Genomic DNA, 16,061 nt, shown 5'->3' on the forward strand with positions numbered 1-16,061 from the left:
CATGACCACCCAGCCGCATTTTCACACGCTGGATAACCAGCTTGATGCACTGCTACCCCCCATTCATGGCGTCGAGCACAGCCTTGATCTGACGCTTGCCCAACTGTTCCCGGGCCTCTCCATCAGTGCGCGCACGCTGTTTTTCGGTACGCATCACCTATTGCAACTGGTGGGATTCCATCTGTTCGACGGTGGCACTTTTCGTCTGCCTGCGGGTAGCCGCATCAGGCATGTCGACTACCCGGCACTTAGCCTACCTCCCGATTTCAGCAGCCGTATCGGCAGCTTCTGCCAAACCATTCGTCAGCAACTGCACGCGAGCCAGGCAGCGTACTGGCTGGAGCGCAACAGCAAAGGGCTGACGCGCGCTGTCAGCCTGGCAGTGTTGTTCCGCGACCAGCTGGATGCGGAAATTCGCTTGCGCACTACCGATCAGACCCTGTCTGCAGCGCATGCCCAACTGCTCAGGACATGCCTGGAACTGCCACAACCTTGGCAGCGGCGGCACTTGCCCGTCACCGCACGCCCTCAGGTCTACCGCCTGTTGCTAACCAGCACTGACCCCAACTGGCGCAGCCATGTGCCGGGTTTTCTGGTGATTACCGAGCAGGGGGCTGAAGGACGTACGCTTGAGCACCCTGAACCGGTTGGCCGAGCACTATTGTGCAGTATCGCTCACGGCATCGAAGCCTTCGACAACCTGAACGATCTCCACAAGGAGGTATGCGAGCGCCTGGAAGATCCGCAGCAGAGCGAGCACCTGCTCAAGCTCATGATTACCCCTGCTGACCAGCAAAGCGCGCGTTGCGCGGCGCGTTTACGTTATGACTGGTATACCGAGGACGTGGCCGACTACCTGGCCTCTACCTTGCGTGACGCCCAATCAAGGCACTTGAGCCATGCCTGGCAACTTGCATGGAAGCAAGGCAAGCAGCGTGATATCGAGCAGCTGGACAACGCGCTTGCCCCAGCACTCGACATACGCAGAGCCGTCGGTAGCCGTGGCCCACTGGCCAACCGCTACGGCCTGCTGCTGGAGAAGCACATGCCCAATTGGCTGCGCACCGCATCGCAGCAAGGTGTCGCTCACATCATGCAGGCCATGCAAGAACAGGTGATGGCCATCGAAGCGGCCAGTGCGCCTGGCATTCTGACTTTGGAACAGTTCAGCCAGCAGCATTCGCTGCTGCAGTGGGTAAACGTGCGCCTGCGCGAGTACCTGCAACGTGACCCGGGCCTGGACTGCGATCCGCGTGATATCACCATCAGCGTCACCCTTGCCCGCCAGGTAGGGCCGATCGTGAACCCTCTCCCGCTGGGCAGCACAGTGGGCTACATTCCGGTGGTCAGCCGACAACAGGTGGGCGGTACCGTCGAACTGGTGAATCACACCTACCGCCTCGACGAACTGGCGCTGCTGAACATCAGTTGGTTCGATGTGGACTACTGGCTGACTGCCCGGGTCTATCTTCACGGTGATCAACCCTTGCCCGCGCTCACGCCATTGCGGGTAAAACAGATCGTACGGCGCCTGAATGCCGGCAGCGGTTACAAGGCTTACCTGCACACGCAATTGCTCGACTCGCCAGAGGGCCGATGGCGCCAGGCGGCATACACACAGGTCTACCGCGCCCGCCTGAATGCCGAAGCGGTAAAAGCGCGCTATGTAGGCCATTTTCTCGCCGACACTTTCGCGCAGGGGTATGGCTGGGCCAGCACGGTCATCCGCAACCCCGACAGCCATGCACGCCCACATTACAACGAGCAACAGGTGATCGTTCAGCAACTGCTCGTACACGGCGATACATTGATGGGGGTTTTGCTGCTCGTCTCGCCAGAGAACTCGAATCGAATCGTCGTTCATTGCCCTGACGTCCCGGACAGGCGCTATTGGCGTGAGTACCGCGACATCAAAGCGTTGATCCGGGCTATTCGCGGTGACCTGAGGTTGCAGGACTACCTGGTCCAGCGCCTGCCGCAGGCCAGCAGCAAAAAGCTCAAGGCGCGGTTGCTCAAGGGGCGGGTAGGTGGTGCATCCATTACACGGCAAACCATCACTGGCGATCTGTATCAGGCACTCTACCGGGCCGAGGTCAGAAACCTGATCGCGCACACCGATTCCGTCACCCGCAGCAATCAGGAGCTGCTAGGAGAGTTCTCGGTCAATGTGCTGCGGCTGGTGCTGGACATTGTCACCTTCGTACTGCCGCAACGGACTTTGGTCGCCTTGGCATTTGGCCGTATGGCGATTTCCATATGGGATGGCTTCGAAGCGTTCGACCACGACGACCATGCGGGCGCCTTGCACCATGCCTTGGCTGCTCTCGGCCATGCCACCGCCGGGTTGAACGATATGGCAGGTTCCAGCTTGATGCGCCGTGCTTTGCGGGGGCTGCCCAAACCGCCGCCGATACCCCTGCCTAAACACTACGAAACCGCGCCGGACCGTGCCAGGTTGCGCTACCGGATCGACTCGGTACAGGGTGAGGCCGTCTATGAACAACTGTCCGCCAGCCCCGGGCTGACCCAGTACTTCGTGCGGGATAACCTGGGCCGCTACTTCAATGTCAGTTTTGACGGCACCCGTTGGCGAGCCACCGATCCCGACCAGCCTTATGCGTACCTGAAACTGCCGATCAAGCGCAGTCAGGATGGCAACTGGGTAGTGGACTCTCCCGTACGCTGGCATGACGGTTTGCCAGACATCACGCAACTGCTCGAACAGTGCCGACTGGCAATACCGCTTCAAGGCACCGCAGATAGTGAGGACGAACACCTGTTCAACCACGACAGCACACAGTACCTGCAACTGCATAACCATCAGTTGCCAGTACGCCGCCACCTGCTGCCTGGCCACTATCACCTGGTGTTGCCCGCTGGCTTGTCTGGTGTCGTGCCTGCCTGGGCGGTGCTGCGCCACCAGGAGGGTGAATGGCGCATCCGGGTTCGCCAGACCGGCCGCGGCAGCGACTGGCTGGCGTTACCCTCGGGCTATTCGGCCAGCTTGGGCAGCAGCCGGTCCAGCCGCTGATGCAAAGCGCTGCCACTCGGCCAGTTGCGTAACAGCCGCGCCCGGTCCCGGGCGTAGGCCGGGGCGAAGCTGAGCTGGGTGGCGTGCTGGCACATGGCATCCAGGTCGATCAATGACCACTGGCCGTTGTGCCAGAACAGGTTATGGCCCTTGAAGTCGCCATGGCTGATGCGTTCGCGAATCAGCTGCTGCATCACATGCACCAGGGCATCTACCTGCTCCTCGGGGGCCTCACCGCTCTCCACGTAGGGTGCGAAGCAGGCCGTCAGGTCCGGGCCATCGACATACTCGGTGACCAGGTAGGCGCGGCTGCGCAGGCCCATCACCCGCTGTTCCAGCACCGCCAGCGGCTTGGGTGTGGCGATGTCGAGAAATTCCAGGCGGTGGCCTTCGATCCACGAATGCCAGGCACGGCTCGGGCGCCAGAAGCGCTTGAACCAGTGCGCCGTGTTCTTGATGTTGTAGCGCTTGAGCACCAGTTGGCGGCCATTGACCTCGATCCGCGCCACGCTGGCAGCACCTCCGGTCTTGTACAGGTGGCCCTGGTCGATCAACGCATCAGCCTGCGCCAGCACAGGTTGCATGGCATCGACCTCGCTGCGGCGAATCGCCTGCAAGCCCGACAGGGTGCGCTCGACGCTGAACAGGCTGCACTCGCGGCCGGCCTTTTCCAGGTAATCCTTCTGGCGCCAGTTGCGCACCTTGTCCACCTGCTTCTGCAAGGCCTCCATCGGCAGTGCATGTTCGGCATTGGCCAGCAGGTAATGCACCAGCAGTTCTTCGATGAACGGCTCCAGGCGCTTGGGCAGCTGGGCGAAGAACACGCCGAGGTTTTCCAGCACGCGTGGGCGCGACAGCTGCTGGCCAGGCGTTTCGGCCTTGATGCCAGCGCCATCGATCAGGTACAGCTTGCCGCCGTGGCGCAGCAAGTTGTCCAGGTGCAGGTCTTCCTGCCACAGGCCCTTAGCGTGCATCTGCGCGACAGCCGTTAGCGCTTCGCCCAGCACCAGGTGTTGCTCGTCAGATAACACCGGCAGGTTTTCCACCTCAGCCCAGGCATCGGCGAGGCTTTCGGCGCCGTCGAGGAATTCGAACAGCAGCCAGCCACCCTCGCCTTCCTTGAGGCCGTCAGCCAGCAGCTTCGGCGTGGTCAGCCCCTGTTCGGCCAGCAGCTTCACGCCTTGCAGCTCACGCTGGAAATGCCGAGCGGCGCTACCGCCTACCAGCAACTTGGCCAGCACCGGGGTACCGCGCCAGACGCCAGCGCCCACATAGCGCTGGCCCGGCAGCACGCGCAACAGGCTGAGCAGTTGCAGGTCGGCGCTTCCGGCTGCGTCGGCCAGGGTGATACTCAGGGGTAACGACGGGCTTCGCCCGGCGTCCTTCAGTTCAGACAAACGCATCAGCGGGCCTCTTTTTCACGACGGCGTTGCGTCAGGCGTTGCAGCCAGGTGTCGACCAGTGTGCTGTCAGCAGGCTGCGCCAGGTAGGTCGCCAGCATAGTGCGCACATCGGCCTCGCTCCAGGCCCGGGCGCGGCGCAGCAGCGGCTCCAGGTCCTTGAGGCGGTCGCGCATGCCGAACAACAAAGGCCGGGTCTTTTCCAGGTCGATCAGTTGCGCGTCCCAGCCATCGCGGCGTTGGCGCAGGAAGATGTGCTTGGGGTAGAAGCAGCCGTGCACTTGGCCGGCGCTGTGCAGGGTGCGCGCCAGCTGGCCACACGCCTGCAGGATGCCGGTGCGTTCGCCATCGCCTAGCTGCGGCCATTGGGCCAGCAGGCTGTCGAGGTCGGCCCACTCGTCCAGGGCACGGGTCATCAGGATGGCCCGGTGCTTACCGCCTTGCTTGCGCTCGCCATAGAACACCGCCTGCAAGGCCGGAATGTGCAGTTTCTGGTAGCGGCTGATGTTGCGGAACTCTCGCGCGAAGGTCGGCTCGCCGAACGGTCGGTGCAGGGTGCGGGTCAGGTAGTCGCTCTGGCGCTTGAGGTAGTAGCCCTTGCCTTCGAGTTCCAGGCGGAACACGCTGCTCCAGCCGCCACGGCCCGTGTTGGGTTCGTCCACGGCATCCAGTTGCAGCGCCCACAGCGCCTCGAAGTCGTCCAGGCCATGGCGTTTGAGCAGCGCGAGGTCCGCGCTGGCCAGGTAATCGGTCATTCCCTTCCCTCGAAAAAGCCCAGCACCTGGCGAATGCGCTTCTTGTCACGCACATTCAGCCGGTCGCGGCCACGGTATTGCAGGTAGAAGCGCAGGCGCTGGGTGGCCGACAGGTGGTATTTGGCCACTTTGTCCAGGCAGGCCAGGTCCTTGATCATCCGGTGCCGCCACATGAAGCCGCGCCAGAAGTCGCCGGTAGGGCAGTCGATGAAGAATAGCGTGCCTTGGTCATCGACCAGCAGGTTGCGCCACTTCAGGTCGTTATGGGCAAAGCGGTGCTCGTGCATCACCCGGGTATGGCGCGCCAGCTGGCGGCTGAGATGATCGACCCAGGCCCGGTCGGCCAAGCGTGCATCGTTGCGTTCAGCCAGCGCCGACAGGTCTTCGGTGCGCGGCAGCTCGCGGGTGATCATCGCCCCACGGCCAAAAGCCAGGCCATTGCGCTCAAGCCCCCACGCCACCACTTCGGCAGTGGGGATACCCCACTTGGCGAACTGCTTGAGGTTCTGCCATTCGGCCTTGATGCGTGGCCGGCCCAAGTAGCGGCGCATGTGCTTGCCGGCCCCAGTGTAGCGTTTGACGTAGTAGTTGACCCCGTCACGCTCGATGCGCACCACCTCGCTGAGCGGGTCGCGGGTCAGGCGCTCGCCCTGGAGGGCAAATACCGCATCGAGGCTGCCGAAGTCCGCCGCCAGGTGTTCATAGCCTGGCGCCAGTGTCCAACCCGCCATCAGAGTGCATCCCCATAGCGTTGCTTGCGGTCATAGAGTTTCTGCGCCTTGCGGTCCAGCCAGGCGAGCAAACGGGCTTCGTCCTTCAGGATTTGCCGCAGCGGGCGCTGGAAGTAACCCCGCAAAAAGCGCAGTTTGTCGCGCTGGGTCAGGCCGATGTCCAGCGCCGAGAAGTACAGCGCGGCCAGGTCCTTGTCGCGCCAGCGGCGGCTGATTTTCGCTCGGGTCTGGGCACGGTGCAGGTCGATAACCGACAGTTTGAAGTCATCCGCCGTCACCGGGCGGTCGGTGTGCAGCAGGAAGTGGCAGATGTAGCAGTCGCGGTGGTTGACCCCAGCGCGGTGCATACCACCGGTCATCTTCGCCACTTCGGCGATCAGCGCGCGCTTCAGGCGTGGCGCGGGCGGCTGCTTGACCCAATCGATGCTGAAATCTTCCAGGCTGATAGTCGGCGCCAGTTCCTCGGTGATGATGAACGAGTGCTGCGTAGCCGGGTTGCTGCCGCGCTCGCCATAGGCGACTGCGGTCATGGTCGGCACGCCCACCTCGTGCAGGCGCTGGATGGCCTGCCATTCCTGGCCGGCACCGAGCACCGGCAGCTTGGCGGTGAACAGGTTCTTGAAGATCTCGCCCCAGCCGATGCCGCGGTGGATCTTGACGAAGAACCCTTCGCCCTCCACCTCGGTACGCAGCGTGCGGCGCCCTTCCAGTTCGCGATAGACCTCGCCTTGCAGCGCCTCGACGGCGTCGAAGGCATCCCGCCCGGCCCACAGGCGTTTGAAGGGCTCGGCCACTATCAGCTTCATGCGGTTTTCTGCCCCAGGATCACGTCGGCAGCATGCTGCGGCATGCTGTAAAGATCAGCGGTTTCAGCGAACGCCAGGCCGTTGCGCGACCAACTGGCGCGGGCCTGCGAGTCTTCGAGCATGCGTTGCAGGTAGCCATTGAGCTGGTCCTGTTCGAACGGCTCGTCCAGCACCAGCCCGCAGTCGGCCTCGGCAATGTAGTGGGCGTAACCGCACACCTTGGACACCAGCACCGGCAGGCCGGCCACCAGCGCTTCGAGCAGCACCGTACCGGTGTTCTCGTTGTAGGCCGGGTGAATCAGCAAATCGGCACCCAGCAGGAAGCGCGGGATGTCGCTGCGGCCCTTGAGGAACTGCACCTGGTCGCCCAGGCCCAGGGTGGCGCTTTGCAGCTGGAACACCTTGGGGTCGTCCTGGCCGATCACCATCAGCCTGGTGCGTTTGCGCAGGGCCGAAGGCAGCGCGGCCAGCGCTTTGAGGCTGCGGTCCACACCCTTGGTCTTGAAGCCCGAGCCAATCTGCACCAGCAGCAGGTCGTCATCGCCCAGGTTGAATTCCTTGCGGAACTCGGCGCGAATTTCAGCGGCATTGGCCGGCGCACGGCGGTCTTGGGAAATGCCCGGCGGCAGCAGATGGAAGCGTTCCACCGGGGTGCCGTAGTGCTTGATGAACAGCGGCTGCTGCACTTCGGAAATCATCAGCACATCGGTGTGCGCGTCCTTGGCGAATACCGCACGCTCGTACTCGGCAAAGTGCCGGTAACGGCCCCAGCGGCGGTACAGGCCGCCACGCAGGGTCTGCGCCTTGTCTTCGAAGCAACCGTCGGCGGCGTAGTACACGTCCAACCCCGGCATCTTGTTGAAGCCGATCAGGCGGTCGACCGGGCGCTTGGCTAGGTCGGCGGCCATCCAGGCGCTTAGCTTCTCGTTACGGCGGTGGTTGAAAATCGCCTTCACCGGCGCCACCAGCACTTCAAAGCCCGGCGGAATGTCACCTTCCCAGATCAGCGTGTATACACGGATCTGGTGGCCCCGCTTCTGGCATTCCAGGGCAATGCGCATGAAGTCGCGCTGCAGCCCGCCGAAGGGGAAATATTTGTAAAGCACGAAAGCCAGTTGCATCAACGGACATCCTCAGCCAGCAGCAACGCGCTCAAGCGGCCCGCCACATGCTCGGGATTCAGGCGAGTGAAGCACAGCGGCCACTCGCGTTTCAGATCGAACCGGCGCAGGTCATCGGCGCTCGGTTTGTAGGTGCACTTCTTCTGCAGGCAGGGAGCGCAAGGCCAGTCACTGGCCTGGTGAATCTGGGTCCGTCCGTAGGCGCCAGTCAGGCCTGGGTTGGTCGGGCCGAACAGCGAAATGGTGGGTACATCGAGTGCTGCGGCCAGGTGGCCAAGGCCGGTATCGACCGCCACGCAGGCTTTTGCCGCTGCCAGCACGCGGGCAACGCCGGCAAGGTTCAATTTGGGGAGCACCTGGCAGTTGTTCAAGCCTTGGGCGATGCGCTCGGCGCGCGCCTTCTCGGCCGGGTTGCCCCAAGGAAGACGCACTTCCAGCTTGCGCCGGCCCATGCGCTCGGCCAGTTCGCGCCAATAAGCTTCAGGCCAATGCTTGGTTGCCCAGGTGGTGCCATGCAGGAACACTACATAGGGCGCAGCCGGGGGCAGCTGCAGGCGGTCCAGGTCCAGGCCGTAGTTGCCGATGCCTTCCGGCAAGTCGTAGGCCAGGGCCATGGCGAACAACTGGCGCACCCGCTCCACCGCATGCTGGCCGGTGGCAACCGACAGACGCCGGTCATAGAAGCGGCTGGCCCAGCCTTCGCGGGCCGAGTAGCGGTCCAGGCCGGCGACGGGGGCCTTCACGTAGCGGGTCAGCCAGGCCGACTTCACCAGGCCCTGGGCGTCGATCACCAGGTCGTATTGGCGTTCGCGCACACGCTGCTTGAACGCCTTCCACTCGCCACTCTTGAGGGTTTGCCAGAGGTTCTTGCGCCAGCGGCGGATGGCCACCGGGATAACCTGGTCGACCGCCGGGTGCCAGCTGGGGATTTCGGCAAAGCCTTCTTCCACCACCCAGTCGAAACGGATGCCCGGGATGGCATGGGCGGCATCGGTAAGCGCCGGCAAGGTGTGGATCACATCACCCAGCGACGAGGTCTTGATGATCAGTACCCGCACTTAGTCGACCTCGGCCACGGTATCGATCAGGTCCGGCCCGCTCAGGCTGTGCAGGGCGGCAATGACTTTGCCCGGCTCCAGCAGACGCAGGCAGTTGTAGTGACCGAAGCGGCAGGTACGGTCGAAACACGGGCTGCACTCGATGCCGGTGCGCACCACTTCCACCTGGTCGGCCAGCGGCGGGGTGAATCCGGGCGACGTCGAGCCGTATACGGCCACCAGTGGGCGGTTCAGCGCGGCGGCCACGTGCATCAGGCCAGAGTCGTTGGACACCACGGCATGGGCGCAAGACATCAGGTCGATGGCCTCGGCCAGCGAGGTTTCGCCTGCCAGGTTGGACGACTCTTCACGGAAACCCGGGATCAACCGGTCACGGATCTGCTCACCGACCGGGTGGTCTTTCTTCGAGCCGAACAGCCACACCTGCCAGCCCTGACGGATCATCGCGTCGGCCACGGCAGCGTAATGCTCGGACGGCCAGCGCTTGGCCTCACCAAACTCGGCACCAGGGCACAGCGCCAGTACCGGGCGGTCCAGCTCCAGGCCGAACTTGGCCAGCGCGGCGTCGCGGCTTTGCGCTTCGATCTGCAGGCTGGGGCGCGGGTACGGCTGCGGCAGCTCGGCACCAGGCGCGTAGGCCAAAGCCATGAAGCGCTCGATCATCAGCGGGTAGCGGGCCTTGTCCAGCTTGCGCACATCGTTCAGCAGGCCAAAGCGCATTTCGCCCCGCCAGCCGGTGCGTTTGGGGATACCGGCGAAGAACGGAACCAGTGCCGACTTCAGCGAGTTGGGCAGCAGGATGGCCTGGTCGTACTGGCCGGCCAGGGACTTGCCGATGCGCCGGCGCGTGGCCAGCTCCAGCGCGCCGTGACCGAGCGGGAAGCTCAAGGCCTGGCGCACCTCGGGCATGCGCTCCAGGATCGGCCGGCTCCACTCGGGGGCCAACACGTCGATCACGCAGTCGGGGTGCTGCTGTTTCAGGCACTGGAACAGGGTCTGCGCCATCACCATGTCGCCGACCCAGCTGGGGCCAATGATCAGTATTCTCATGCTTAGTCCAGAAACGCTCGGGGAGGCTACAGACTGCGGTACAGCCTGGCCTCCCCTCTTTATATTCAGGCTATGTGGCGGACAGTGTACCACTCAGGCAAGTCCATGGCTGATCACAGCCCCTGTGGGGACGGTGGGCCGTCAGGTCAAACCCAGTTCCCCCCAGATCCGCCGCACTTGACGGCGTTCATCGGCAAACTGCGCCGCGTCGATCACCCCGGCCTGCTTCTGCAGGGCCTGGCGGTGCGAGGCTGAGCGGAACGCCTTGTACACTTCACGCAACAGCACCGCGTCACTGGCCGGCATCAAACTCGCCTGCTCCAGTTCTTCCAGAATGCGGATGTTATCGGTCCATCGGAGTATGGCCGGGTGGTCATGGGACCAGGCCAAAGCCGCGTATTGCACCATAAATTCGATATCGACGATACCGCCGGCATCCTGCTTGATATCGAAGGGCACACCGGCCTCGAACGCGTTAGCCGCAGTACCCGCAGCCGTGGCCTTGGTCCCCAGGTTGTCACGCATCTTGGCGCGCATTTCACTCACTTCGGTGCGCAGTTTTTCCAAGTCGCGGGCCTGGCCCAGCACCTTGGCACGCACGCCTTCGAACGCCGCGCCAACCTGCTTGCAGCCCACCAGCACGCGGGCCCGCACCAAGGCCTGATGCTCCCAGGTCCAGGCTTCGTTCTGCTGGTAGCGCTCGAAGGCGCCCAGCGAACTCACCAGCAGGCCGGAGGCGCCGGACGGACGCAGGCGCATGTCCACGTCATACAGCTGGCCCGAGTTGGTCTGGGTGGTCAGCAGGTGGATGATGCGCTGGCCCAGCCGGGTGAAGAACTGCGCACTGTCGATGGGCTTGGCACCGTCGGTTTCCTCTTGCGGGTCGCCGTCGTGGATGAACACCAGGTCCAGGTCAGAGCCGTGCCCCAGCTCCAGGCCGCCGACCTTGCCATAACCAATGATGATGAATCCCGGATCGCAGAGGCTGCCGTCGCTGCGCTTGGGCTGGCCATGGCGGGCCACGGTCTGGCGCCAGGCCAGGGCCAGTACCTGGTCGAGGATGGCTTCGGCCAGCCAGGTCAGGTAGTCGCTGACTTTCATCAACGGCAGGTTGCCACTGATTTCCGACGCGGCCACACGCAGGCTGTGGGCCAGCTTGAAGTGGCGCAGCGCCTCCATCTGCTGCTCCAGGTCATCCTCGGGGATGCGCGTGAGGCGTTCGCGCAACTCGCTGGCCAGCTCCGGAGCCAGGGGCGGGCTGAACAGGCGGCCTTCGTTAAGCAGTTCGTCGAGCAGCAACGGGTACAGCGCAATCTGCTCGGCAATCCACGGGCTGGCGGCGCACAAGGTCAGCAGACGGCGCAGGGCACCCGGGTTTTCGGTCAGCAGCACCAGGTAAGCCGAACGCCGCGCCACGGCTTCGACCAGTGGCAGCACACGCTCCAGCACCAAGTCGGGATTATCGTGCTCGACCGCCTGGGCCAGCAGGCGCGGAATAAAGGCATCCAGCCGCTCACGGCCAATGCGCTGCATCGACCGCAACTGCGGGCTTGAGCGCAGCCCCGCCAAACGCCGCAAGGCTTCGACAGGCTCTTTGAAGCCAGCCTCTTCCAGCTGCCGGCCAGCGGCTTCTTCATCCTGCGCCTGTTCCCACAGCGGCGACCATTCGCCACCCACCACCAGTTCGCCTTCACCGTCTTCATCATCCGGGTCGGCGATCACCTGGCGGAAGTGCCAGTCGATACGGCCACGCCAATAGGTCAACTGGTCGTGGAAGCTCTGCCAGTCGGCAAAACCGAGCATGTAGGCCACCCGCGCCTGGTCGGTCTCGCCCTCTGGCAACATTTGCGTCTGGCGGTCGGCGATGGCCTGGATGGCATGCTCGGTATAACGCAAGAACTCATAACCTTCGCGCAGCTCGGCGACCACCGCCGGCGGCAGGTAACCCTGGCCTTCGAGGGTGGCCAGCACCTTGAGCAACGGCCGTTGCTGCAAGCTCAGGTCGCGCCCGCCGTGGATCAGCTGGAAAGCCTGGGCGATGAACTCAACCTCGCGGATACCACCGGCACCCAGCTTGATGTTGTCGGCCATGCCCTTGCGCCGCACTTCCTGCTGAATCAGCTGCTTCATGGTGCGCAGCGCTTCGATCGCGGAAAAGTCCAGGTAACGGCGGTACACGAACGGGCGCAGCATCTCCTGCAGTTGTGCGCCGGCAGCCTGGTCACCCGCCACCACCCGCGCCTTGATCATCGCGTAGCGCTCCCAGTCGCGCCCCTGGTCCTGGTAGTACTGCTCCAGGGCATTGAAGCTGAGCACCAGTGCGCCGGCCGAACCATAGGGGCGCAGGCGCATGTCGACGCGGAACACGAAACCGTCGACGGTAACCGGGTCCAACGCCTTGATCAGCCGCTGGCCCAAGCGGGTGAAGAACTCCTGGTTTTCCAGCGAGCGCTTCACCCCTTCGGTTTCGCCGCCTTCGGGGAAGCCGAAGATCAGGTCGATGTCCGACGACAGGTTCAGCTCCACCGCCCCCAGTTTGCCCATGCCTAGCACCACCATGTGCTGCGGCTGGCCGCTGCGGTTGCCGATGGGCGTGCCGAATTGCTGGCAATGGCGCGGATACAGCCATTGGTAGGCTTCGTCGATGGCTGCATCGGCCAGGTCCGACAGGTCGCGGCAGGTTTCACCCAGTTCCGCCTGGCGGGTGATGTCTCGCCAGATGATGCGCAGCTGCTGGCGGTTGCGCTCACGGCGCAGGTTGCGCGCCAGCTCATCGTCGCTTTGCGCCGCCTGGGCGGCCGCCGCGATGTGCCCGCGCAGCTCACCCGGTGCATAACGGCGCTCCAGCTCGCCACTGGTCAGCAGGCCGAACAGCATGGCCGGCTCGCGCTGGGCCAGGCCCAGGACAAAATCGCTGGCTGCGGCCACCTGGTCGAATTGCTGCCGGTGCAGCGGGCTCCAGGCATTCAGGTCGAGCTCAGGGTGAGCGGCTAGCGCATCGCTGAGGAATTGCTGGTTGCGAGCGACCAGTGGCTGGAGGATGGCGGGCAGATCGGACGGCAAAGGCAGGCGCATGGTCTATCCTTGATCGGCGTGAAATAGAGGGGAAAAAGCGGCCAAGGGGAAGCCGGACCACGGTTGGACTGTCGTACAAAAGTTGGAAATAGCTGAAAAAAACGAAAACTTGGCAACAAACATCAAGAACCACCCGTTCGCGACACAATGCCAACCAACATGAACGTTTTTCCTCACAAGCCAAGGTGCGACCAAACGTCGCACAAATGTAGTTTTACTACTACTCGCGTCGTGTAAAAGCATGAAATGCGAAAGCAAATGTAGTAAAACTACAACGCGCCGGAAGACACCCCGGTAATCCAAGAATTCACGACGTCTGCCCATAAGGCCAGTCGCAACTTCAGGCAATCGATTCTGGTTGCCTTTCCGCCCTGGAGCAAGCCATGCAAGACCTCGATCCAATCGAAACCCAGGAATGGCTGGATGCCCTGGAGTCGGTCCTCGACAAAGAAGGCGAAGACCGCGCTCATTACCTGATGACCCGTATGGGCGAGCTGGCCACCCGTAGTGGCTCCCAGCTGCCGTATGCGATCACCACGCCATACCGCAACACCATCCCTGTCACCCACGAAGCACGCATGCCTGGCGACCTGTTCATGGAACGCCGCATTCGCTCGATGGTGCGTTGGAACGCCCTGGCCATGGTCATGCGCACCAACCTGAAAGACTCGGACCTGGGCGGACACATCTCCAGCTTCGCCTCCAGTGCCACCCTGTACGACATCGGCTTCAACTACTTCTTCCAGGCCCCGACCGAAGAACACGGCGGCGACCTGATCTTCTTCCAGGGCCACGCCTCCCCAGGCGTCTACGCCCGTGCCTTCATGGAAGGCCGTATCAGCGAAGACCAGATGAACAACTTCCGTCAGGAAGTGGACGGCAACGGCCTGTCTTCGTACCCGCACCCATGGCTGATGCCTGACTTCTGGCAGTTCCCGACCGTATCGATGGGTTTGGGCCCGATCCAGGCCATCTACCAGGCACGCTTCATGAAGTACCTGGAAGCCCGTGGCTACATCCCGGCCGGCAAGCAGAAGGTCTGGTGCTTCATGGGCGACGGCGAGTGCGACGAGCCGGAATCCCTGGGCGCAATCGCCCTGGCCGGCCGCGAGAAGCTGGACAACCTGATTTTCGTCATCAACTGCAACCTGCAGCGCCTCGACGGCCCGGTTCGCGGCAACGGCAAGATCATCCAGGAACTCGAAGGCGTGTTCCGTGGCGGTGGCTGGAACGTCAACAAGGTTGTCTGGGGCCGTTTCTGGGACCCATTGTTCGCCAAGGACACCAACGGTGCCCTGCAGCGCCGCATGGACGAAGTCATCGACGGCGAGTACCAGAACTACAAAGCCAAAGACGGCGCGTATGTTCGTGAGAACTTCTTCAACACCCCAGAGCTCAAGGCCATGGTCGAAGACCTGTCCGACGAAGAGATCTGGAAGCTCAACCGTGGCGGCCACGACCCGTACAAGGTCTACGCAGCGTACCATCAGGCGGTCAACCACAAGGACCAGCCTACCGTCATCCTCGCCAAGACCATCAAGGGTTACGGTACCGGTGCCGGCGAAGCCAAGAACACAGCGCACAACACCAAGAAGGTCGACGTCGACAGCCTGCGTCACTTCCGTGACCGCTTCGACATCCCGGTCAAGGATGCCGACCTCGAAAACCTGCCGTTCTTCAAGCCGGAAGAAGGTTCTGCCGAAGCCAAATACCTGGCCGAGCGCCGTGCTGCCCTGGGCGGTTTCGTGCCACAGCGCCGTGCCAAGAGCTTCAGCATACCGACCCCGCCACTGGAAACGCTGAAAGCGATCCTGGACGGCTCGGGCGACCGCGAAATCTCCACCACCATGGCCTTCGTGCGCATTCTGGCGCAGCTGGTCAAGGACAAGGAAATCGGCCAGCGCATCGTCCCGATCATCCCGGACGAAGCCCGTACCTTCGGTATGGAAGGCATGTTCCGCCAGCTGGGCATCTACTCGTCGGTCGGCCAGCTCTACGAGCCAGTCGATAAAGACCAGGTGATGTTCTACCGCGAGGACAAGAAGGGCCAGATCCTCGAAGAAGGCATCAACGAAGCCGGCGCCATGTCGTCGTTCATCGCTGCCGGTACCTCGTACAGCTGCCACAACCAGCCGATGCTGCCGTTCTACATCTTCTACTCGATGTTCGGCTTCCAGCGCATTGGCGACCTGGCCTGGGCCGCTGGCGACAGCCGCACCCGTGGCTTCCTGATCGGCGGTACCGCCGGCCGTACCACCCTGAACGGTGAAGGCCTGCAGCACGAAGACGGTCACAGCCACATGATGGCGGGCACCATCCCGAACTGCCGCACCTACGATCCAACCTACGGCTACGAGCTGGCGGTGATCATCCAGGACGGCATGAAGAAGATGACCGAAGAGCAACAGGACATCTTCTACTACATCACCGTGATGAACGAATCCTACCAGCAGCCAGCCATGCCGGCCGGTGTCGAGGAAGGCATCATCAAGGGCATGTACCTGCTGGAAGAAGACACCCGCGAAGCCGCGCACCACGTACAGCTGATGGGCTCCGGCACCATCCTGCGCGAAGTCCGCGAAGCGGCGAAAATCCTGCGTGAAGAGTTCAACGTCGGTGCCGACGTATGGAGCGTCACCAGCTTCAACGAACTGCGCCGCGACGGCCTGGCCGTAGAACGCGCCAACCGCCTGAAGCCTGGCCAGAAGCCACAGCAGACCTATGTCGAGCAGTGCCTGAACGGTCGCAAAGGCCCGGTCATCGCCTCTACCGACTACATGAAACTGTTCGCCGAGCAGATTCGCCAGTGGGTTCCGAGCAAAGAGTTCAAGGTCCTGGGTACCGACGGTTACGGTCGCAGCGACAGCCGCAAGAAGCTGCGTCACTTCTTCGAAGTCGACCGCCACTTCGTGGTGCTGGCTGCCCTGGAAGCCCTGGCTGACCGTGGCGAGATCGAACCCAAGGTTGTTGCAGACGCTATCGTCAAGTTCGGTATCGACCCGGACAAGCGCAACCCACTGGACTGCTGAGGAGT

At 63.1% G+C, this 16,061-nt stretch carries 10 protein-coding genes; 2 read left to right on the forward strand and 8 right to left on the reverse strand.

All coding sequences use genetic code 11. The annotated features are described in order from the left end of the window. Position 1 precedes the first annotated feature (1 nt). Positions 2-3,031, forward strand: coding sequence for a dermonecrotic toxin domain-containing protein (locus tag D8767_RS27390; RefSeq protein ID WP_016714548.1), 3,030 nt, complete (start codon positions 2-4; stop codon positions 3,029-3,031). On the opposite strand, the gene D8767_RS27395 is transcribed toward D8767_RS27390, so the two are convergent. The 8 genes from D8767_RS27395 to glnE all read right to left on the reverse strand — a co-directional run bounded on the left by D8767_RS27395 (position 2,992) and on the right by glnE (position 13,027). Further along, complete coding sequence (locus D8767_RS27395; RefSeq protein WP_016714547.1) at positions 2,992-4,434, reverse strand: lipopolysaccharide kinase InaA family protein; 1,443 nt, start codon at positions 4,432-4,434, stop codon at positions 2,992-2,994. The genes D8767_RS27390 and D8767_RS27395 overlap by 40 nt on opposite strands. Beyond that, a complete protein-coding gene (locus tag D8767_RS27400) occupies positions 4,434-5,186 on the reverse strand; it encodes a lipopolysaccharide kinase InaA family protein (RefSeq protein WP_016714546.1) in 753 nt (250 codons plus the stop codon). Before D8767_RS27400 ends, D8767_RS27395 begins: the two co-directional genes overlap by 1 nt. Continuing rightward, entirely contained in the window at positions 5,183-5,917 is a 735-nt protein-coding gene (locus D8767_RS27405) for a lipopolysaccharide kinase InaA family protein (protein WP_016714545.1), read from the reverse strand. The genes D8767_RS27400 and D8767_RS27405 overlap by 4 nt, the downstream gene beginning before the upstream one ends. Next, on the reverse strand, positions 5,917-6,723 hold the full coding sequence (gene rfaP / locus D8767_RS27410) for a lipopolysaccharide core heptose(I) kinase RfaP (RefSeq protein ID WP_016714544.1): 807 nt from the start codon (positions 6,721-6,723) through the stop codon (positions 5,917-5,919). The genes D8767_RS27405 and rfaP overlap by 1 nt, the downstream gene beginning before the upstream one ends. Beyond that, complete coding sequence (locus D8767_RS27415) at positions 6,720-7,844, reverse strand: glycosyltransferase family 4 protein (protein WP_016714543.1); 1,125 nt, start codon at positions 7,842-7,844, stop codon at positions 6,720-6,722. Before D8767_RS27415 ends, rfaP begins: the two co-directional genes overlap by 4 nt. After that, positions 7,844-8,902: a lipopolysaccharide heptosyltransferase I gene (waaC, locus tag D8767_RS27420; RefSeq protein ID WP_016714542.1), complete on the reverse strand. Its 1,059-nt coding sequence runs from the start codon at positions 8,900-8,902 to the stop codon at positions 7,844-7,846. Before waaC ends, D8767_RS27415 begins: the two co-directional genes overlap by 1 nt. Further along, a complete protein-coding gene (waaF, locus tag D8767_RS27425; RefSeq protein WP_016714541.1) occupies positions 8,903-9,952 on the reverse strand; it encodes a lipopolysaccharide heptosyltransferase II in 1,050 nt (349 codons plus the stop codon). A gap of 141 nt (positions 9,953-10,093) precedes the next feature. Continuing rightward, positions 10,094-13,027, reverse strand: a complete 2,934-nt coding sequence (gene glnE / locus D8767_RS27430; RefSeq protein ID WP_016714540.1) for a bifunctional [glutamate--ammonia ligase]-adenylyl-L-tyrosine phosphorylase/[glutamate--ammonia-ligase] adenylyltransferase — start codon at positions 13,025-13,027, stop codon at positions 10,094-10,096. A gap of 383 nt (positions 13,028-13,410) precedes the next feature. Between glnE and aceE the strand changes: the two genes are divergently transcribed. After that, the gene (gene aceE / locus D8767_RS27435; protein ID WP_016714539.1) at positions 13,411-16,056 is read left to right on the forward strand and encodes a pyruvate dehydrogenase (acetyl-transferring), homodimeric type; all 2,646 of its coding nucleotides are present in this window, start codon (positions 13,411-13,413) and stop codon (positions 16,054-16,056) included. Positions 16,057-16,061: the final 5 nt, after the last annotated feature.

This window comes from Pseudomonas sp. LTGT-11-2Z, from assembly GCF_003691445.1.
In the GTDB taxonomy this organism is placed as follows: domain Bacteria; phylum Pseudomonadota; class Gammaproteobacteria; order Pseudomonadales; family Pseudomonadaceae; genus Aquipseudomonas; species Aquipseudomonas monteilii.